The 21,002-nt window shown below is 56.1% G+C and carries 20 protein-coding genes; 12 read left to right on the plus strand and 8 right to left on the minus strand.

The annotated features are described in order from the left end of the window. Positions 1–185: 185 nt before the first annotated feature. Complete coding sequence (locus tag AC2IAX_RS00135) at positions 186–599, plus strand: YbjN domain-containing protein (protein ID WP_494388792.1); 414 nt, start codon at positions 186–188, stop codon at positions 597–599. Between the two features lie 20 nt (positions 600–619). Here AC2IAX_RS00135 and AC2IAX_RS00140 read toward each other — a convergent pair whose 3' ends face one another. From AC2IAX_RS00140 to AC2IAX_RS00165, 6 genes are all read right to left on the minus strand, one after another. Then, on the minus strand, positions 620–1,357 hold the full coding sequence (locus AC2IAX_RS00140) for a prepilin-type N-terminal cleavage/methylation domain-containing protein (protein WP_494388793.1): 738 nt from the start codon (positions 1,355–1,357) through the stop codon (positions 620–622). A gap of 64 nt (positions 1,358–1,421) precedes the next feature. After that, positions 1,422–2,162: a RibD family protein gene (locus AC2IAX_RS00145; RefSeq protein WP_494388794.1), complete on the minus strand. Its 741-nt coding sequence runs from the start codon at positions 2,160–2,162 to the stop codon at positions 1,422–1,424. 359 nt (positions 2,163–2,521) lie between these two features. After that, entirely contained in the window at positions 2,522–4,402 is a 1,881-nt protein-coding gene (locus AC2IAX_RS00150) for a glycosyltransferase family 2 protein (RefSeq protein WP_494388795.1), read from the minus strand. Between the two features lie 100 nt (positions 4,403–4,502). Beyond that, positions 4,503–4,883 (minus strand): YccF domain-containing protein, encoded by a 381-nt coding sequence (locus tag AC2IAX_RS00155; RefSeq protein WP_494388796.1) that lies wholly within the window; start codon positions 4,881–4,883, stop codon positions 4,503–4,505. A 513-nt stretch (positions 4,884–5,396) separates the two neighbouring features. Then, positions 5,397–5,600: a hypothetical protein gene (locus AC2IAX_RS00160; RefSeq protein WP_199291641.1), complete on the minus strand. Its 204-nt coding sequence runs from the start codon at positions 5,598–5,600 to the stop codon at positions 5,397–5,399. Between the two features lie 76 nt (positions 5,601–5,676). Beyond that, positions 5,677–9,624, minus strand: a complete 3,948-nt coding sequence (locus AC2IAX_RS00165; protein WP_494388797.1) for a glycosyltransferase — start codon at positions 9,622–9,624, stop codon at positions 5,677–5,679. A gap of 129 nt (positions 9,625–9,753) precedes the next feature. On the opposite strand from AC2IAX_RS00165, the gene AC2IAX_RS00170 reads away from it, so the two are divergent. The 11 genes from AC2IAX_RS00170 to AC2IAX_RS00220 all read left to right on the plus strand — a co-directional run bounded on the left by AC2IAX_RS00170 (position 9,754) and on the right by AC2IAX_RS00220 (position 19,155). Further along, the gene (locus AC2IAX_RS00170; protein WP_494388798.1) at positions 9,754–10,728 is read left to right on the plus strand and encodes an inositol monophosphatase family protein; all 975 of its coding nucleotides are present in this window, start codon (positions 9,754–9,756) and stop codon (positions 10,726–10,728) included. A 347-nt stretch (positions 10,729–11,075) separates the two neighbouring features. Further along, the gene (locus AC2IAX_RS00175; RefSeq protein WP_099534531.1) at positions 11,076–11,453 is read left to right on the plus strand and encodes an STAS domain-containing protein; all 378 of its coding nucleotides are present in this window, start codon (positions 11,076–11,078) and stop codon (positions 11,451–11,453) included. A 77-nt stretch (positions 11,454–11,530) separates the two neighbouring features. Further along, complete coding sequence (locus AC2IAX_RS00180; RefSeq protein WP_494390442.1) at positions 11,531–11,974, plus strand: Mini-ribonuclease 3; 444 nt, start codon at positions 11,531–11,533, stop codon at positions 11,972–11,974. Then, complete coding sequence (rlmB, locus tag AC2IAX_RS00185; RefSeq protein ID WP_494388799.1) at positions 11,971–13,734, plus strand: 23S rRNA (guanosine(2251)-2'-O)-methyltransferase RlmB; 1,764 nt, start codon at positions 11,971–11,973, stop codon at positions 13,732–13,734. The genes AC2IAX_RS00180 and rlmB overlap by 4 nt, the downstream gene beginning before the upstream one ends. Positions 13,735–13,913: 179 nt before the next feature. Continuing rightward, complete coding sequence (locus AC2IAX_RS00190; RefSeq protein ID WP_494388800.1) at positions 13,914–14,936, plus strand: S-layer homology domain-containing protein; 1,023 nt, start codon at positions 13,914–13,916, stop codon at positions 14,934–14,936. A gap of 333 nt (positions 14,937–15,269) precedes the next feature. Next, entirely contained in the window at positions 15,270–15,953 is a 684-nt protein-coding gene (locus AC2IAX_RS00195; RefSeq protein WP_494388801.1) for a hypothetical protein, read from the plus strand. 218 nt (positions 15,954–16,171) lie between these two features. Continuing rightward, complete coding sequence (locus AC2IAX_RS00200) at positions 16,172–16,756, plus strand: vWA domain-containing protein (protein ID WP_494388802.1); 585 nt, start codon at positions 16,172–16,174, stop codon at positions 16,754–16,756. Between the two features lie 150 nt (positions 16,757–16,906). Then, positions 16,907–17,491 (plus strand): vWA domain-containing protein, encoded by a 585-nt coding sequence (locus AC2IAX_RS00205; protein ID WP_494388803.1) that lies wholly within the window; start codon positions 16,907–16,909, stop codon positions 17,489–17,491. 214 nt (positions 17,492–17,705) lie between these two features. Then, entirely contained in the window at positions 17,706–18,065 is a 360-nt protein-coding gene (locus AC2IAX_RS00210; RefSeq protein WP_494388804.1) for a hypothetical protein, read from the plus strand. A gap of 242 nt (positions 18,066–18,307) precedes the next feature. Continuing rightward, entirely contained in the window at positions 18,308–18,862 is a 555-nt protein-coding gene (locus AC2IAX_RS00215) for a sugar O-acetyltransferase (protein ID WP_494388805.1), read from the plus strand. Between the two features lie 110 nt (positions 18,863–18,972). Beyond that, positions 18,973–19,155 carry a hypothetical protein gene (locus AC2IAX_RS00220; RefSeq protein ID WP_494388806.1) on the plus strand — a complete coding sequence of 61 codons (183 nt, stop codon included), beginning with the start codon at positions 18,973–18,975 and terminating at the stop codon, positions 19,153–19,155. Here the strand turns inward: AC2IAX_RS00220 and AC2IAX_RS00225 are convergent. Together AC2IAX_RS00225 and AC2IAX_RS00230 are read right to left on the minus strand one after the other, a co-directional pair. After that, a complete protein-coding gene (locus AC2IAX_RS00225; protein ID WP_494388807.1) occupies positions 19,119–19,955 on the minus strand; it encodes a DUF2927 domain-containing protein in 837 nt (278 codons plus the stop codon). The two genes, AC2IAX_RS00220 and AC2IAX_RS00225, sit on opposite strands and share 37 nt — an antisense overlap. A 261-nt stretch (positions 19,956–20,216) precedes the next feature. Continuing rightward, positions 20,217–20,807, minus strand: a complete 591-nt coding sequence (locus AC2IAX_RS00230; RefSeq protein ID WP_494388808.1) for a thioredoxin family protein — start codon at positions 20,805–20,807, stop codon at positions 20,217–20,219. Positions 20,808–21,002: the final 195 nt, after the last annotated feature.

Below are 21,002 nucleotides of genomic sequence, written 5' to 3' on the forward strand. Positions count from 1 at the left end.
GCCCGCCACCACAACACCATCAGTCCCCACTTTCGCTTGTTAAGATTAGGCCGAAACAAGAACGGACTCAACATCCTGTTGGCCACAGTCCTCAATTAATCCTTCTCAATTGATCTTGCTGAATGACTTTTAACCACCACTCGGCCAACAACAATCATCACATCCATTCATCGCAGTCCAAAATCATGAACGAAGAGCTAGTCACACCCAGTAATGCTTCAAAAGCTCTGTTGCAATCCATCTTTGATGAAGCGCTGATGGATGTTTCGATCGATGACGATGGCGACATTCTGATTCAGGAAGAAATCAAGTGTTATGTTTTCCTGAGCGAGAACAAAGATCGAGTGCGATTGCTGACTCTTTTTGGCATTGCGGAAACGGCCACCCGCGCCCAATGTTTGGAGTGCGTGAACGCCATTAACAGTGAATATATTATGGTCAAGGCCTATATTGCTTCCGAAAAAACCTTGGCCATGGAATATGACATTTATCTCAAAGGCGGCGTTCCTAAAAAGACAATTGCCCTGACGGTCAAGCGTTTTTGCACCATTCCCCGCCAGGCTGTGAATGAAGAATATGCCCGTGATGTGGTGGAGTAACGGCGAAGGTTGAAGCACTCCTAGGGTGTTGCTGGCGGTGGTGAGACACAACGATCGTTGCGTCCGGCTCGCAGGGAACCCAGCAAGGTTTCCACATAAACACAGCTTCGATCGGTCAAATCAGGGCGGCCTGCCATTTGGAAGGTGATCCGCTTTCCGGCGTTGTCATTGCTACTAAACTCAGTGCCGTCCTGGGAAGAAGCTAGCCAGCCGCGACCATTAAACTGCACCACATAACTCCCGCCGTCGCGAGTGAAGTCTGATTTCCCGCCGTCGATCGCGGCATAGGTCGATGCTTCAGCTCCCAGGGGCCGCCAAACGGCTTTGCTGCATTTTGCGCCCACGGCGGGATGCACCGAATATTGAATGGCACGCTTGTCCTCTGGGTTGGTGCGAAAACAGGCTTCCCAGGGTCGTCGTTGCTGCCTGGCTTTGGATTGGGCCGATCGCAGGGCCCGAAACGCATCGTCTTGGGCGGCTCCGAGCCGTTGGCCATCCACCATTGACAGCCAAACGGGCGCACTGATGGCCATCAGAATGGTCACCATCAACAGCACCACCAACAGTTCCAGCAAGGTAAAGCCCGATCGCGCGGTTGGTTGCGGGGTTGCCTGGCGATGGCGCAGGGTTTGGGTCAACAGCCACTGGATTGTTTGGCTCCGAGATTGGCTCCGAGATTGGCTCCGAGATTGGCTCCGAGATTGACTCAGGAATTGCAATAAGCGATCGGGACGGGGGAAACGGCGAGAGGCAATCATAGGAAACCTCGGGTTTGGGGAAGGGCAACAAACAGCAGAACAAGAAGCAGAAACTCACCGGGCGCTAAGGTTCCGTGTCGCGCCGCTGGTAATGCAGGAACACTTCTTGGCCTTGGGCTTCGGCACTGACCAAATTGAGCCATTGGGCCCCGTGAAGCGGCAAACCCACACCATCCATGGGCGTGGGGGCGGCGGCTCCCCCCACCAACAGGGGGCAGACTGTCAGCCACAGGTGATCGATCGCTCTGATTGACAACAGGGAGCCGACTAAGTTCCCACCGCCCAAAACGGCGAGCTGTTGGATTCCTTCCTGGGCCAGTTGGGCGAGAATTTCGGGCCATTGAAAATCCCGATCGCCCAACGGGCCGAGCAAGATTCGATCGAATCCATTGGCTGCTTTTGAATGGGAGGATGGATCCTCGGAATCCCCTGAGGCAGACCAGCGATCGAGCCATTGCTGAGATCCGGCTTCCGTGGTCAACAGCCATCGGGGCAAGGCCTGGCGAAAGAAGCCATAGCCAGGGTCGATCGCCCCGGAGGCGGAACAGATAATTTGGGTGGGCTGCGGCGGTTTGCCCTGGTCAATCCGCTCCTGAATGAGGGCTGGATCCAAAACCGGCATGGCCAATCCTTCCGAGCGGAGGGTTCCGGCTCCCATCAACACCGCATCGGCTTGGGCCACTTGTTTTTCCAAATGCGCCCGATCGGCCGGACTGCCAAAGCGTCCCGGCGACCCATGCGCATCGCTGATTTTGCCGTCAGCGGTGATGGCAAACACCACCGTAATTTGGGGTCGATCGTTCACCCGCTTTTACCCAATGCCACAAAACAACCAATGCCACAGGACAGCCACGATCGGGAGCCTGTTTGCAACCCTGTCTCAGATCCTGATCAGCCACCGGGGCTTTGAGGTTGGGCTTCGAGGGGACTGAGCAGATCTCTAGGTACACCTTGCCCAAAATTACCCCGATCGGGATCAGATTGAGGGAAATTCCCCCGGCGATCGCCCCCATGGCTATCCTAGTAGCGCGGCTACCTTAATTCGCTTGGTGAAATTACATGACTGTTACTGTCACCTAATCGCTAAGCAGCAAGTGGCTTAAGCCCCTTGTTACCACGACTGGCTCCGCAACTTTGACCCAATACCTTAAGCCTGTCACGCGGCTAGAGCGATCGGAACTGGTGGGTTTGGGTGTCGTAACAGCGCGATCGGGGTTTTTCGGGAATTTCCAACTCCTTCATGGCCCAATCTTGGCGCGTAATATCCAAATTGGGATTGAAGTAAGGATCGGTTGCTTGAATCATCGATTTCCAGCGTTTAAAAAACTTGGCGGAATCTTCCGGGTGCGGATCCCCTTCAAAGGTTTTGCCCCTGGTATAGGACTCGTGGTGAACCAAGGTGGCATCGGCACAAAAAACCGCGCGATACCCCGCTTCTCGGGCCCGCAAACACAGATCCACATCCCCAAAACCAACGGCTAAAGACTCGTCATAGCCGCCAACTTTGGCGAAGGTATCGGCCCGCATCAGCAAACAAGCGGCCGTGACCGAAGACATTTCGCGGCAGGAAATCAGAGCGCCAATATAGCCCGGTTCTGCCTCTCCAGAGGGCAAGGAATCCCGCATGAATTTGCCGAAATGTTCCGCCATCCCATGCATTCCCACGCAAACGCCCGCATGTTGGATGTAGCAGCGATCGGGATAGAGCAACTTAGCGCCCACGATGCCAATGTCTGGTTTTTGGGCAAATTCCGCCATTCGTTCAAGCCACCCGTCCTCGATCGCCTCAATATCGTTGTTGCAAAAGAGATAGTGGGTAAAATGCCCGGTCGGCAACTGAGCAACGGCCCAATTATTAATCGCTGAAAAATTAAAAGGGCCGGAGTAATTTAAAACATGGTGCTGATCTTTCAGGGATCGAAAATAGCGAATGGATTTGGGATCATTGGAATCGTGATCGATCAAAACAATTTCATAGGCGACCTGATGCACGGTTTTGGCAATGCTATCAATGCATTGTTTAACCAACTCTCCGCAATTTTTGGTCGGGATCACGATCGCAATGCGGATCGGGCCCTGGAGGGGATAGCGGATTCGGAAATAATTAAACCGAAATCCCGTTTGTACTTCGCCCGGATCGCCCGATCGATCTAAATGTTCGCTTAAAACAGCCCGCGAAATCTCCAACACATCCGATCGCCGCTGATTGCCGGTGCTGGTCAGGTGCTGTCGCCACAGGTAAAGAATTTCGGGGATATGGCTAATGCGTTTTGCCCGCTCACAGGCCCGCAAAATTAGGTCGTAATCCTGGGAAACGGTCAAAAACTCCCGAAAACCGCCAATTTCCTGCACAAGAGACCGCCGAAACCCCACCAAATGCACGATGTAGGGGTGCGATCGCAGCAACTCCAGCGAAAAGGCCGGCCGAAAGGCAAACTCGATCGGCTCGCCTTCGGGAGTCACCAGCACTTCATCGGAATAAAACAAGTCTGGATCGTCGGCCAAGATGGTTTCCGCCACCCGCAGCAGGGCATGTTCCGGCAGTTGATCATCATGATCCATCAGCACCACGAAATCGCTGGTGGCCAAAGCCAAGGCCGCATTGGAGGCGGCGGAAATTCCCCCATTGCGATCGCGGTAGGTTACTTTGATGCGGGCATCCTCGGCCGCGAGTCGATCGAGCGTGGCCTTCACCTGGGGATCGGGCGATCGATCATCGGCAATGCACAGCTCCCAATGGGGATAAATTTGGGCCCGCACAGACTCGATCGCCTCCGTCAGCCAGCGCTCTGGCGTGTTGTAGACGGGCATGATGATCGAGATTTGGGGCGGATTTTCCAGGGCCGCCGCTCGATCGGCAAATCGCCGTCGATTTTCGGGCGACAGACCCCGGCGATATTGATCCCAAGCGGCCAGTTGGGCCCGTTCTCCCAACAGTCGCCGCCGTAGTTTGGTGCGCAATTTTTGGGCGATCGCCCCCAGGCCGCCTCGTTGCCATAACCGCCAAGCTCGTCCGGGCCAACTGGCCAACCGCGCAATCGCCATATTTGTTGATTAGCCCTATGCCGTGAGCAGTATATCGTTTCAGGGCCCGCCCAAAATAATGCCCCGAGGATTCACCATCCTCACCTCGCGTCCTTTCTGGTTAACGCTCCATTTCCTTGAGTTCTCGACCAAAGGGCAACAGCGCCATCACCAACAGCTTGAAATGTTGTTTAGCAAAGGGCAACCCGATGATTGTGATCGCCAAAATCGCGCCGTGGATCAGGTGTGAAAGGGCGATCGCCCAACCAAAGAAAAACACCCAAATCACATTCAAAATCACCCGCAAAGGGCTATCGGCATTTTCCACCGCCACCACTTCTTTACCGAAGGGGGTCATGGTGGCCAATCCGACTTTAACTTGTTGAAGACCAAAGGGAATTCCCACGATCGTTAAACACATGCTGAGGCCGCCGATGATGTAGCCCAACCCACTGATGAGACCACCGAAAATCAGCCAAATGATGTTACCTAATAAGCTCATGGTTTTAAGTCTGGTGATTTAAGTCTTGCTTGGTCAAATTAACTCAACGAACCTTGTGGATTCTGTCACAAAGAAACAGTTCAAACATTTTTCAAAGCTCTCATTTAGGCTTGATCCTGAGAACCTGCCAGACTTTCTAAATCAGCTAAGTCTTGGGATCTGCCCGATACTTTTTTATTCAGCCGCAAGTTTTCCAAGTCAATCCAGCAAATCTTTAGCCCATCTAGATCAGACTCGATTTTGCTCTGATAGCAGGTTTCAAAATCAACTCCATCCGGTGATGTAATTAGGTCAATTCGGTTGGGAGGATCACCGAGCTGAACCACTTGATCGGATTGGGCGAAATCAGAAGCTACTAGATTCAAGCTCGCAAAGCCAAAGGCAGCGAGAGCCTGAATCACCTTTTGGGCATTTTCTAGGGTTGGCTGAATCCAAATGTCTAGATCTTTGGTGTATCGAGGGTGTCCATGGAATGCCACGGCATAGCCACCCACAACGAGATAGCGAACTTGGTTAGCGTTTAAGCACTCGATAAACTCTCTGAAATCGGGGTTCAAAACCATAGGCCCATTGATGATATTCGCGGCGAATTTCTTCGAGGGCGGCCAAACGGGCCTCAGCGGGTTGACTGCGCCAATAGGCTAGGTCGCTTGCTTTGGCTGCCTGATCATCTTTCATGTTGAGAATGCGGCAGCTCATCACCATTTTACGAACCATTTTGGACTCCTCTTTGGACTCCTGATTGAGCAAAATTGCCCCAATGGCCCCAGGATAGCGAAATTTACGCGATTGCCTACTCTAAAAACAGCAGACGACGCAGCAGTTGCTCCAGTTCGTTGGCAGTGCGATCGATCCCAAGGGTTTCAACGGTGGCTCGTCCCGTTTGGGCCAGGTTGACCCGCGAAACTGCGTCGGTGGTCAGTTGCAGCAGGGTTTGGGCGATCGACTCGGCTACGGGCAGCACCGTACCGTAGTGAATCCCGGCGGAAAGGGTGGAATGCAGCGGCAAATCTTCGCCCACCAGCAGGGCCGCACAACCACAACCGATCGCTTGCAGGGTGGGGAGGGCGCTATTGGCGGCGGAGGGGGCCAAGTGCAGTTGGGCCGTTTGCAACGCGGCGGCCAAGGTGGCCCGATCGGGCCAGCCCAGTTCTTCACAAGCAAAGGGTAGCGGCTCCGGCGCGTGGGAACCGTAGCGGCGAATTTGTAAATCCGGCTGTTGGGTGGCCAGGAGGCTCAACCCGGCAATGATCGCCGATCGCTGGTCGGCATCGGTGGCCCGATCGTCTAACCAAAGGATCGATCGGGCGGGGCCGCTGTGGCGCACCCAATTGGGCGCGTTGGGCAAAAAGTCCGCCGTTAATCCGCCTTCCAACCACAGGGGCGGCACTCGCAGGGTTCGGGCCGTTTCCCAGCGATCGGCGAGGGCCTGGCCGAGGGCGATCGGCCGCAACGGCAACCCACAGGAACCGAGGGCCGTTTCTCGCTCGATCGTGCCCAGGGCTTCACAATCCACTTCCCAGTTTTGAACCAAACGCACCCGCAGCCGCACGTTGGCCCAATCGGCCACCGCACAGGCCGATCGCCAATCGGTGGCCAGGGCCACATCCAAAGCCGGCAGTTCCGTTTGGCCTTCCAACACCTGCACACCGCTGCCTTGCAATTGGGTTTCCCAAGCACGACAGGCCTGATGGACTTGGCCGCTGCTGCTGGCTCCGAAAGGTTGCACCACGAGCCGCACCTCATGGCCTTGGGCATCCAGGGCCCGGGCCAGGGTGGCGATTCGATCGACCTCCACGCTGTCGCTGGCCGCCAGGGAGACCACCATCGCCACGGTCAAGGCGCTGGGTTCCGGGATCGAGCGGGCCAACAGGTGATGCCAGCCGGCCCAGGTTTCTCCCAAGGCGGCGCGGGTGAGGTAGCGCTGGCGAGCCGCTTGGTTGGCCGCTTGGCCCATGCGATCGCGCAAATCCCGATCCTCAATCAACTGGCCCAAGGTGGCGATCCAGTCTTCCGAGTCACCACACAGGAACCCCGTGACTCCCGGTTGAATGGCTTCCGCATAGGTTCCCCAATGGGAGGCCACCGTGGGCACGGCCAACAGGGCCGCCTCAAAATATTTCAGCTCGCTCTTACCGGCGGTGAATTCCCGATCGCGCTCTAGGGGAGCCAAGTTAATATCCAAACGGGCATAAACTTCCGGCAGTTTTTCCCAGGGCAAAATCGGCAACCGCTCCAGTCGATCGCCCCAGGTTGCCGCGAAGTCCGCCGATAGTTCCAAATGCCCCACCACCAGCAGTCGCGCTTGGGGATAGCGGGCGGCAATGACCTGCAAGGCGGTCTCACATTCCGCAAAGTCCCGCTGGTGGGTTTTAGTGCCGCTGAGATAGCCCAGGCGCACCACGGAGCGATCTCGCTCATCGGTGGCGGCGGCCAGGGTTTCGGCCGCTTGTCGTTCCATTTCGGCGCTGGCTCGGTTGGGCAGCAGCGCCACGGGAGTGCCGGGGAATCGCTGTTCGATCGACCGTTTCAGGTTGGCGGTGCTGGTGCTAACCCCATCCACCCGGGCGATCGCCCGTTGGTATTGGTGCATCATCTCCTTGTAAACCTGCCGCAGTTCTTCTTCGCCGCTGTTGGCATCTTCCAACTGGTAGAGCAGATCCGGATCAAAAACCAAATCATCGGTTTCAAACACAAACCGCACGCCCTGTTTTCGCCCTTCCTCGATCGCGGACTCCAGGTTGGGATGGAAGGTGGGCCGGTGCATCACCACCACTCGGTATCGATCCAGCAGTTCCCGGTAAGGATATTGGGCAATGTCGTAGACCTCAACGCTATAGCCCAAATAGCGCAGGGCTTCGGCCTGATGCAGACAACGGTAGCGGTAGGGCGCACCGCCGCAGCCACTGATGAAGGCAAACATCCCGATCGGGCGATCGTCCGCCGTTTGCACCTTCACCGGAGCCGCCAAGCGTCCTTCGCGCACCCCCACCAACAGAAAATGCTCAAAGGCGCTGCGATATTGCCCCAGTTCCACCGCCAAGGCCGCGTCGCCGTAGGTTTGCAAATAAAATTCGCTGTCAAAGTTGGGATTGGGATTCAGCCCCTCCGCCATTCCCACTTCAAGGAAATGCTCGATCGCACTGTTGAAATCCTTGGCCGCCAATCGCGTTTTCACCTGGGGATAGGTTTCCAGGTAGTAGCGAGTTTTGAAGAGGGGGCTGGGGTCGCGCCCTTCCGCTGCTCCGTTGGCCACAAAGTGGGCAAAGGCCTGGCTATAGGTGGCATTGGGCAAACAGTTGGCCACATCCGGTTGGGTTTCCAGATAGTAGGCCGCATCAAACAGCCGCAGGAGGGCGTGGGGCTTGCGCAAATCCAGGCTGGGCAGTTCTCGCTTAATTGCCTCATAGATCGCAGACTGTTGGGCTGCCGGATCTGGGGCGATCGCCAGTTCCGGGGGAATTTGTGACAGGGCCACCAGCGTGCGCGCAAACAGCTCCGGATCAAAGTGATCGGCCGCTGGCGGCCGCAGTTTGTATTTCAGCTTGATCCAAAAATTCCGCAGGGCCCAAAACTTGCTGCTGCGAATGATGTCTAACAGGCGACGGGTTTCCTCAAGGCGCGATCGCAACTCCCGAAACTGATCTTGGGCGGCGGCGATTTGGGCCTTGGCGTGATCCCGCAGTTCGTGGGCCCGGGCGATCGCCTGGCGACCGTGCTTCACTTCCAACTCTGCCAGTTCCAATTCCTCGTGGAGGTCGGCGATTTGATCCCGCAGGCTTTCTAGGTCTTGGTTGGCCGCTTGCAGCAGGTCTTCTGTGCATTGCAGCCGACTGTCATAGGTTCCAATCAGGGCTTGGTACTGATCCACTTGCAATCGCCCCTCGATCGCCCCCTGTTCGGCGGTTAAGACTCGGGCCTGATAGCGACTGAGATCCGCGCGGGTTTGCTCCAGTTGAAATTGGCTTTGGGCCAAGGCCGGTTGCAGTTGGGCCAGTTGTCGTTGCAGTTGCCGAAACTGCCCTTGGCGATCGCGGGTTTGTTCAGCCAAGGCCCAATCCTGCAACCAGGTGAGGGCATCGGTGGGCGCGCTGGGGTCGATCGGCAATTGCGGGTGCGGAGCCAGGGCCCGGGCGTTGAGCTGCTGATAAAGGGCGGTGGCCGTGGGATAAAAATGCTGGAAAAGGGCTTGGCGTTCATCGGCGATCGCCTCCCAGTCGGGCAAAATCAGGGTTTCGTGGCCCCACTCCACCGCCCCGGCCGCCAAGTCCACCAAAATGGCGCGATCGCCCAATTGCTCAAGGGCCACCAACAGCGCCTCGTGGTAGGTTTGCCAAACCCGCAGGGCCCATTCTGGATCTTCGAGGGCCCGATCGCCCGCCGCCCGAAACAGGGCTGAAACGCCCACCCAAGGGGCACAGGACACCAACACAAACCGAGCGGTGGGGAACTGGGTTTGCCAATCACTCAAAAACAAGGTGGCCAAAGCGTCCGCCACCACCACCGGGCCCGTGGGCCAGCGGCGACAAAGCTGCCCCAAGCGATCGATCCAAAGGGCCGAAACCGGCTCCGGTTGCCGCGTCACCCAACCGGACTCTTGGAAGCCTTGGGCCCGCAATACGGCCTGATGCCAGGGTTCCACGGAAACCGGTCGCCAGCCCAACTCTTCGAGGGCCGCCGCCACCCGATCGCATCCCACCGGCAACAGTCCAGCAACGATCGCAATAGTCGGCTCAGTCATAGGAGGGGGTTGCAAGATCGACAACGGGTGCGTGGCAATGGGTGTGCATCTGGGCGTGCATCTGGGAACCGGTGGGGTTCTCAGGAAAAATACCACACCGGCCCGGCCCTCCAATGGTTTGCCCTCCGAATGCCCAGCTCGCCCGCCAATGGCCATCGCATTCCTTGGCCGGTGTTGGCCATTGGACGATCGCTCACCGGTCGCTATCCTGTCTTTGTGTTGCCTGGGCCCCGAGCAACTATCGTTCCTGCGCCTTCTTCCCTTGCCCTCCGCTGCCTAACCCTTGCCATGACCGCCATCGATCGCGCCTTTTGGACTGATGTTTTAACCTTTACTGCCGACCTGGCCCAGCGCACGGGTCAGCAACTGCTGAAGGACTTTGCGGGCGATCGAGCTACCACCGAAAAAGACGACGGAACCTTGCTGACCCAATCGGACACCTGGGCCGATGCCACCCTGCGCCAGGCGATCGCCGATCGATTTCCCGATCACGGCTTGCTCAGCGAAGAGGGCAACCATGATTTGCCCGATCGGGACTGGTGTTGGATCATTGACCCGATCGATGGCACCACCAATTTCAGCCACGGCATCCCGGTTTGGGGCATCTCGATCGGGCTGCTCTATCGCGGCTGGCCCGTCTTTGGCTATCTGTACTATCCCCCCACCCAAGAAGCTTGCTATGGCTTTTGGCCCGGTGAAACGGGATTGGATCTCGAACCAGGAGCCTTTCACAACGGCCGCCCGATCCGAACCACCAGCGCCGACCCGGGCCCCAACCAAACCTTTAGTTTTTGCACCCGCAGCATTGAGCGGGCCCCACGTCCCTTCTGTTGCAAAATCCGGGCGATCGGGTCCGCTAGCTACAACTTGCTCACCGTTGCCACCGGTAGCATGGTGGGAGCCTACGAGCTAACGCCCAAAGCCTGGGACATTGCCGCCGTTTGGCCCATCCTGCAAGCGGCCGGAGCCACCTGGATTTCCCTGGAAGCCTATCCACCCTTTCCGCTCACCCCTGGCGACAGTTATGGCAAACGCTCTAACGCTTGCTTAGTGGTGGCTCGGGCTGATTTGGGCGATTTGTTCCGCCGGGCGATCGGGATCTAGAGGGCGATCGGGATCTAGAGGGCGATCGGGATCGAGGTTGGGATCGGGATCGCGATTGGGATCGAGAAATATTGCTAATGGCGGGCGGGTTCAGCCAGCGGGTTTAGTCAGCACATCCCCTCTAGGGATCTTTTTCTACTAGATTGTCAAGGTTTAGATCTCCAAGATCTTCAAAAAATCTCCAAAGATCTTTAAAATTGATTGCAATTGATCGCAAAAACGCCCCTGCAAGAACCCCAGTCCCAAAAGCCGGGCGGCTACCCGCACAAAATTCAGTGGACAACCAGGCTCGGAATCCTTATATTGGGATGTTGTCTAGATTGCGACGGTGTTCTTAGGAGGTCATTATTCCCGAGCAACTTACCCTAACCGTCAGCTTACGAGGCACGCGCGAAGTTAAGGGAGATTGTCAACTGTTCCGCCTCACAGGGCTGCTCGATGCATTTTCGGAACCCACGTTCCGCAAAAAGCTCGGGCAGTATGTTGAAGACGGCCCGCCCCATGTGGTGCTGGATCTAGCGCATATCGATTTTGTAGATAGTTCTGGGCTAGGCGCTCTGGTGCAACTGGCGAAAAAGGCCCAGAGTGCAGGTGGTAGTTTCCAGATTGTGACGAATCCCCGCGTCACCCAGACCGTTAAACTCGTGCGTCTCGAAAGCTTCCTATCACTCCAAGATTCGGTTGAAGTGGCGATTAAGCGCGTTTCTGAATCGAATCAAGGCTAAGATTGGCTGTGGAGTTACAACCGGCGATCGCGACGGATTCCCCGAGTGTCGAAGCAGGCTGGCTAGCCGCCGCGGCCTTGCGATCGCCCCTCCCCCTCAGTTCGTCAATTCCCGCAGCCGAAATTCAACGTCTGTCGCCGGCCGCCTTGGCCTATTTAGGCGACTCCGTTTACGAACTTTACATCCGCTGCTATTACCTCTTGCCGCAATCACGCACCCGAACCTATCACGATCGCGTGGTTGCTCAAGTTCGCGCTGAAACCCAAGCCCGCCATCTAGAGGCGCTGCTGCCCCACCTGACCGAGGCTGAACGTGAGATAGTTCGGCGCGGTCGCAATGCCACTGATAAGCGTCCGAAACGGCTCGCGGGTGGAACATACCAGGCCGCCACGGCCTTTGAAACCTTGGTGGGCTATCTCTATCTAACCCAGCCGTCCCGACTGACCGAGTTGTTGGCCCGGTTGGACTTGTCGCCGTCTGTTTCCTCTCATGCGACTGTAGATCGCAACTCTTCATCATGACTGATTTTTCGTATCGTAAGGGTCGTACCGGCAATTCAGCAGGCCAAGCCGGTCAATCCAGCAAGTTTGAGCGTCCGGGGAAACCGGTTAAGGGCGGACAGTTTCAGGGCAAGGGACGGTATCAAGGTTCCCAAGGGGGAGAAGGCTCGAAGGGGCGTTACGAGGGACGGCGCGATCGCGCGGATGATTTCGGGTTCTCCGGGGAAGACCGGGAACGTCGCAACTATGACGGGGGCGATCGCCGGGATTTTGGCCAAGACCGGGACTTTGGCAAGGAAAAGAAGGACTACGGCGGCCAGCGATCGGGCTATGGCTCCCAAGGTCGATCGGGCTATGGTTCCCAGGGGCGATCGGGCTATGGCTCTCAGGGATCGCAGGGATCCCAGGATCGATCGCAAGGATCACGGGGCTATGGCTCCGGCCAGCGCGATGGCGAGTCCCGGGACGTTGGCGGCAAATCCTTTGGCCGCAAGCCTTTTGGTGGCGGTCAGGGCGGCCAGTCCTTTGAGCGCCGTGGCCGGGATGGCGATCGGCCAAACCGTGGGGGCGATCGTCCCTTTAGTCCTCGGGGTGATTGGAACCGGGAAGAGAACCGGGACTCGCGCGGGGGTGAGGGTTCAGACTTCCGAGGCAAGAAATTTAGCAAGGGTCAAGGCAAGTTCAGCCGCCCCTTTGGCGATCGACCCGATCGACCTGACCGGCCGGAGCGCAACCGGGATGAGCGTCGGGATGGTGACTATGGTTCACCCCGGGGCGATCGCGGTGAACGGAGCGATCGGGGTGAACGGGGCGATCGGTCTCCTCGGTTCGATCGCGGAGGCGACCGCCCGGCCTTCAGTCGCCGTCCCGAAGGGGGCAAGTTTGGCGGCCGTCGGGATGGGTTCCGCGAGCAACATCGGGACGGCCAGGGCCGGGACTTCGGCGGGCGCGATCGCGCTGCCCATGCCTTTGATGGCAATGCCCAAAATGGCAACCCTTCCACGGGCGAAGCCGAAACCAACAATGACATCATCTACGGCCGTCATTCGGTGTTGGCAGCCCTAGAGAGCGAGCGCACCCTGCACAAACTCTGGATCGTGCCGCAGTTGCGCTACGATTCCCGGTTCATGGGGCTGCTGCAAACGGCGAAGACCAACGGCACGATCATCGACGAAGCCACCTACAGCCAACTGGCGCGGCTGACGGACGGAGGCAATCACCAAGGCGTGGCAGCCCAGGCGGCGGCCTATGACTACTTGGACTTGGCCGATGTGATTGAAAAGGCCAAAGCGGCCACCGATCGCGCCGTGTTGGTAGCAGTTGATGGGGTGACGGATCCGCACAATTTGGGCGCGATCGCCCGCAGTGCCGAAGCCTTGGGCGCAAAGGGTATCATCATTCCCCAACGGCGGGCCGTGGGTGTGACTTCCACGGTGGTGAAGGTGGCGGCCGGCGCGATCGAGCACCTGAACATTGCACGAGTGGGCAACTTGGTTCAAGCCCTGGAAACCCTGAAAGCTGCTGGCTTCTGGATCCATGGTTTGGCTGCTGAGGGCAGTGAACCGATCGACAAGGTAGACCTCACGGGCCCGATCGTGCTGGTGATTGGCGCAGAGGGAGATGGCCTGAGCCTGTTGGTGCAAAAAACCTGTGATGTGTTGATGTCCATTCCCATGAGCGGCCACACGCCCAGCCTGAATGCCTCGGTGGCGGCGGGGATGGCGCTCTATGAAATGAGTCGTCAGCGTCGCCATCAGTCCTTGGACTTGCGGGACTCCTAGGAGCGCGGCTGCGATCGCGCCCTAATTTTGCCTCCCAGCGGGCCATTTGCTAGGCTGTCCGGAGACTTAGCCGCCACCGACCTTCAAGGGGCCGGGAACGGTTAAGCCCCGGGGTCGCCCTGTGCCTCAGGCGCGAGTAAGTGAAAACCCCGGCCATGGCCTGAGTTTGGAGGTGGTGCGTGTCTCAATTGCCGGATGGGCCCTTGCCCGAGGATCGATCGCGATCGGCTCGCGAGACCAATGACGAATGGATTGCGGTCCTAGTGGCCCTGCTAATCTTTGGGGGATTGTTCTGGTGGTTTGCCAGTCGCCAATCGGTCCCAGCGGGTTGGCAGGGCTTGCTGCGATCTCGCCCCGTTGCCCCTGAAGTGCCCAAGGGCACAGGAACAGAACCCACAAAGGCGATCGCCCCTACACCCCAGCCCGGCGCGCCCGCCAAGGCCCCAGCAGCCTCCCCCACGGCTCCCCCGGTGGCTAGCCAAACCCTGGCTCCTGCTGCTCCCGCGCCGGGGCCCAACCCCATTTCTGCCGCTCCGGCCCAGCCGATCGTCCCTGCGCCATCTGTTGCACCAGCCATTGCGCCAGCCGCCTCGGAGCCAGTAGCCGCGCCCTTTCAGGATGTGGACGGGCAACATTGGGCCTATCCCTTCATTGAAAAACTGCGGAAAGACAAAATTATTGCCGGGTTTGAGGATGGTTCCTTCAAGCCCGATCAACCGGTGACCCGGGCTGAATTGGCGGCCATTTTGCGAGATGCCTGGGCGGGGCCCACGGTGCGATCGCCCCTGCCCTTCCCGGACTTGGCGGCCGACCATTGGGCAAAATCCGCCGTCGATCGAACCGTTGTGTTGGGATTAATGCGCGGTTATCCCAATGGACAATTCGCCCCCGAACAACCGATTTCTCGCCTCGAACTCTATATCACCCTTGCCTCGGGGTTGAATTTGCCGCTGCCGGAACCGCCCGATCGCCAACGGCAACTGGAGCGTTACAGCGACGGCTTGGCCCTAGCCCGCTGGGCCCAGCCCAAGGTGGCCGCCGCCAGCCAAAACAATCTGGTCACTTACTATCCCTTGCGCGATCGCCTGGATGCCCAGCGGCCAGCAACCCGCGCAGATGTGGCCGTGGCGCTCTATCAAGCCTTGGTTTGGCAAAAACGCCAAGCCCCGATCGCCTCGCCCTATCTGTCACCCCAACCCTAGTAGCGCGACAGGCTTAAGACATTGGGTCAAAGTTGCGGAGCCAGTCGTGGTAACAAGGGGCTTGAGCATCTTGCTGCTTAACGATCAGGTGACGGTAACAGCCATGTCATTTAACCCAGCGAATTAAGGCAGCCACGCTACTAGGGAGGCGATCGGGCAGTCAATTCAGGGGCAAAATCAGCCCCCCAGCGGATTTCCGATGAATGCGGTACGGGTTCCCGGTGTGGATGCTGCCTAGGGCGATCGCGCTAGGTTGGGAACCGAACAGGGCTAATCAACAGCCATTTTTCAGCATTCCGCACCGCAATCAGCCCAGAGGGAGGGGCGATCGCCGTGAATCGATCGGCTAGGCAATCTCGATTATCGCAAGCCCGTTTCCAGCTACGGCCAAGCATTCCCACCCTCGGGGCGATCGCCCTGTTGTTGCCCTTGGTGGGCTGTGGATTCAGCTTCAAAGCCGACATCCAAAACGGCAACTTGGTGGTTAACAGCGGCTACGAAGTTTCCGAAACCCTACTGAACCAAAACCCCATCAGTTTTAAAGGCGATCCCGCTTCTTTTGTGGAAACCATCGATCGCTTTGAAATCCAAGAGGGGCAAGTGCGAGCCTTTGGCAAATTCGTTTGTCCCGACAAGCGCCTAGAACCCGGTAGCCTCGATTTTGTGCTGCAAGCCAGCTCTAAGCAACTCCTAGAAGCCAAAATTGCTCGCGTGGATTCGCCCTGTATCACCTTGGCCGACCCCCGCATCATCACCGTGAATCAGCTTTTGGCGGATAGTTTTCAGCGCCTGGCCGCCGGAACCCGCGAAATTGAAGTGACCCAAGTGAAAGTCGGTGACCAAAAAATCGCGATCGACTTCCAATGGGTCACGCCGCTGGAGTCGCCCAGCCCCGCCGCCAGTCCCGCCGCACCCGATCGCCCCGCCAATTCACCATCCATCCCCAATAATCAAGCCCCTAGCGATTCATTGCCCAACAATCAGCTACCCAACAATCAACCCGGTACAGATATCTAGCTAGCATTGAGCCACGAGAGATTGGGTTAATCCAAATCTCGCCCGATCTCGCCCGATTGCGCTGTTAGCCAGCATTGATACCTAGGATGCAATCTGAGGTTGATCTAAAAGATTGATCCAAAAGATTCAATCAGCATTAATTCAATAGGAAAATTGGGATCAATGAGGGCGAATTAGCGGTATCTAGGATATTGGAAAGTAATTGCCTGCGTGAAATCATGACTGACCTAACCCGAGACTATATTTTGGCCGTGGACGCTTCCAGCTCCATGGGCATCCAGATGCCGAACGGTCAAACTCGTTGGGCCGCCGTTGCCGAAGCCGCCTTTGGACTGGCCCAGGCGATCGAACAATTTGATCCCGACGGCATCCAGGTCTATACCTTTGCCTCTGGGGTCAAGGAATATGGCAACGCCGACGCTCAAACCGTTGCCAATTTGTTTAGCCAAAATCGCCCATTTGGGTCAACCAACCTGGCCGGGCTTCTGAACCTGGTGTTGCTGCAAAAGTGGGTTCCCGAAGTGCCCACCACCCTGATTATCGTCACCGACGGGCAACCGGACGACAAGGCCGCCGCCGCCCAAGCCCTGGTGGCCGCCACCAAAAAAATGCAATCGGACGAGCAACTAGCGATTACCTTTGTCCAAATTGGTGATGATCCAGGTGCAACCAATTTCTTGAAATTTTTGGATGATGAGTTAATGGGATTGGGCGCTAAATTCGATGTGGTTGATACCTTTGCTGCGAGTGAATTTGGTAACCGATCGATTGAAGAAATTCTGCTTGCTGCAATCCAAGATTAAGATAAATTGATGTGCTTAATGTTCAAGAATTAACGATCAGTGAATGGAGCATGATTCAGCGACCAATTTCCTGAAAACGATTGACGCTAGTTGCATAACTTCTCTAGACACTCTGATCGTTTAACCACTTTTCTCCTATCAAATTGAGACATGATTAGCCTCAAGCGCGATTACATTTTGGCGATTGACGCTTCCAGCTCCATGGGTATATCCCTTCCCAATGGACAAACCCGCTGGGCTGCTGTTGCGGAAGCAGCTTTTGGTCTGGCTCAAGCAGTGGAAAAACTGGATCCAGATGGCATTGAAGTTTACACTTTTGCCAGCAAAATTCGTGAATTTGGCAATGCAACGGCGGCGACGGTGGCCGAAATTTTTAGCCAAAATGAACCCTTCGGTTCTACCAATTTAGCAGGACTTCTAAATACCGTTTTGTTGAAGAAATGGCAAGCGGAAGTCCCCTTGACTCTACTGGTGATTACTGATGGTCAGCCCGATGACAAGGCCGCTGCTGCCCAAGCGATCGTCGCGGCCACCAAAAAGATGTCCGTTGATGAGCAATTGGCCATTAGCTTTGTGCAAGTGGGAAACGATCCGAGCGCAACCAATTTCTTAAAGTTTTTGGATGATGAATTAATGGGGTTGGGGGCCAAATTCGACGTGGTTGATACGTTCCCCGCCAGTACCTTTGGCGATCGCCCGATCGAGGAATTGCTGCTGGCTGCGATTCAAGACTAAAATCGTTGGCTGAGAAATGCTTTTTAACCTCGGTTTTTGACCATTTCTCCACATCACCTTAGAGGATGTCTGAAAAGCCAAAATTGCTACTCTGTACGCCCCAGTGATCGACTTAGACAAGGGGCTTAAGCCCCTTGTCTCCACGACTATTGGTGCTTGCCCGTGCCAAAGAATACTTTTTAAACATCCTCGCAGAGAACTTGAGAGACTTTATATGACTCAATGGACGATGCGATCGACCTTGAAATCGGCCTTGGCGGCCACCATTGCAGTTCCGATGGTGGCCCTGTCGGCAGCCATGGCCAAAGCGAACACAGAGTCAGTGACTTTCACACTGGTTAATGGCACTAGCTCAACCATGACGCATTTTTACGCTTCGCCCCCCAGCACCAGTTCTTGGGAAGAGGACATTTTGGGGGTTGATGTGTTGAATCCTGGCGAGTCTGTTGACATCACCATTGATGACGGCCGCGAAGATTGTACCTATGACTTCATGGCTCGCTTTGCGGATGGTTCAGATTCGGTCAGTTCGGGCACGATTTGCGGCGGGGAAACCTATACGTACACCGATTAAGCCTCGGTTTCTATATCGATTCAGCACTGGATCGATCGGGAGCTGATCAATCCCAAAGGTGTTGCGGCACAGCGCGATCGACCCAGGCTGATCAATCCCACAACTGCACAGGTTCCATAAAATTCCAGGAGATGATTATGATTCATAAATCGCTCCTGGGATTTTGATTTTGATGAAGATCGATCAATTTTTGGTGGCTAATTATGGCTAATTCTGCTAAAGAAAATAGCGAAAAAGGAAAAATGATCGCAGGTCAACTATACTTAGCCTCCGATTTCCAACTTGTTCAAGAACGGGCCCAAGCTCGCCAACTTTGCCGCCGCTATAATGCCACCACCGAAGAAGAACCCAGCCTAAGGTTCAGCATTTTGCGCGACCTGTTGGGCACAGTGCCACCAGAAATTTATATTGAACCGAATTTTAAATGTGACTATGGCTATAACATCCATTTAGGCAATCATTTTTATGCCAATTTTGATCTCATTATTCTGGATGTTTGTGAAGTACGAATTGGCGATTATTGCCTAATTGGCCCTCGGGTCAGCATTTTGACGGCCACCCACCCGATCGACCCGGACTTGCGCCGATCGGGTCAGGAATTTGGCAAGCCGATCGCGATCGGCCACAACGTTTGGATTGGCGGCGGTGCGATTATCAACCCCGGCGTAACAATTGGTGACAACGTGGTGATTGCTTCCGGTGCAGTGGTCACCAAAGATGTGCCCGATGGCTACATCGTGGGCGGTGTTCCTGCCAAAATCATTCGGCATTGCACAGAGAATCCGCACAACAGTTAGAGTCCCTGAATTACAACTCCGATTCTGTTGCTGAATCACGATGGACAAGTTGGTTAACTGGTAATTACACTCTTTGCACTTAAATTCTTTGCACTTAAATCGCTTGGGGCTTGGCGATTCGGGCCGACGGTGAACAAATTGCCACCGCCAGTCATAACCAAGAGGTGCGGATTTGGAACCGACGGGGCGAGCTGCTGCGCCGAATTTCCACCCAAGGAGATAGCGGTCTGACGCGGATTGCCTGGAGTCCCAATGGTCAACGGAAGAGTTGGCGAATTTGTTCACGGGTTTGACCACTGCGCACCCGGCGATCGTAAAGCATTTGAATTAAGTCCCGATCGAGCGGCGAAAACTCCTGTGTTTCTGTCCAACCCTGATAAAACGTGCTGTCGCGATAGGTTTCCGCATCATTCATCAGGCCCAGAGATTGGGTCAGTTCCTCCCGAATCAAGTGCGATCGCTCCCGTTGGCTCACCCCCGTAGTGCTAATTAAAATTTGGGCCCGTTGAATTTCTAAATTGCCCGTCCACCAAACCCGAAAAAATCCCAAATTTCGGGGCACATAGTGGGGGTCATATTTTGGAAAATCTGCTTCCGGCACAAAGTAAATCACCACATTGGGATTTTGAGTGGTGAAGCGAATCCGAATTGCACCGCCCAATAATTGATTGAGATCCCCCACAATGCGATCGAGCGTGGCCCGATCGTCCGTCGTTGGCCTACCTCGCACCGCTAATTGCAGATCGTTGGCCCACTTGCGAATGTAGTTGGTATCAGGATTGTTAGAAAACTCATTCCCAAAAGCCACTTCCATGAAATAGTCTAAAGCGGCCCGAGAATAGCGCCGATCGCTCGATCGGCGCGTGCTCATGAGCCACTGAGCAAGCGGTTGATGGGGTTGGTTATTGAGATATTGCTGACTATTGGGTGGATTATTGGGTTGATCATTAATTTGATCATCAAATCGGCCAACAAACCGATCAGCAAACTGGTCATTAAGCGGATTACCAATTAGCTGATTACTCGCCAAGACCGATCGCCCCGGAACCGGATCAGTGGCGCGGCCCCAAGAACCCACCCCCCACAGCAACATCGCCAACCCGATCGCTCCCCATAGGGTATTTCGGGGGATTGATCGACTCGTTGATCGACTCTTGGGTTGAATCTTGGACTGACTCTTAGATTGAATCTTTCGAGAACGGGGACGATCGCTCATAGCTATTGGCTAACTTCTTGTGCCGTTGATTAACCCATGATTGAGACCTAGATTGAAATCTAGACTGAGACCTAGGCCGAGATCCAGACGCATGGCGGCGGCAGCACCCGACCAACCGGCAATCCCCTAAACCGCCCCCTAAACTGCACTGAGACCAAAATAGGTTGGCTCATTGCCAGGTTTCCACTTGATGTTGCAACCCAAGCTGGGAATTTGGGGTTCCGGAACCGGTTCCCCCGCCCAAACGGCCGCCAACGCAGCCCGCAAATCTGCCCCATCATTGGGTTCTGGGTTGCCAGGGCGGCTGCGATCGAGCTGGCCACGATAGACCAAAGCGCGATCGCGATCGAAAACAAAGAAATCTGGGGTGCAGGCGGCCGAGTAGGCCTGGGCCACCGCCTGAGTTTCGTCATAGCACACCGGGAAGTTGAATCCGCAGTCCCGGGCCCAGTCCGCCAGCCGATCGGGCGCATCATCGGGATAGGCCGCCGCATCATTAGCGCTGATGGCAATGATCCCGGCGCGATCGCCCCAATCTTGACCCAACCGGGCCAACTCCGCCTGAATATGCTTGACGTAGGGGCAATGGCGGCAGATAAACATCACCAATAGCAACGGGCGATCGGCCACCGTTGCCAGGGAAATGGTTTCCCCTGTGGTCACCTCCGGCAGGGCAAAATCCGGAGCCAGAGTACCCAATTCCAACATCATTGAAGCGGTTAGCACCATAACGGCTCAGTCTCCTGGAATAGATAATTCTTGATATCCTCCCCCGCCTAAAGGCATGTGGATTTCGGCCCCAGGCAAACAACCGGAGTTGCTCGACTAGACCACGGGGGAAACCAGCAAATGCATGGGGGACGAAGCCTAGAATAATAGGCGCTTCACCCGCTTCCGGAAAATTGCCCGATCGACTGCTCGATT

Source organism: Limnothrix sp. HT2024, assembly GCF_059138625.1.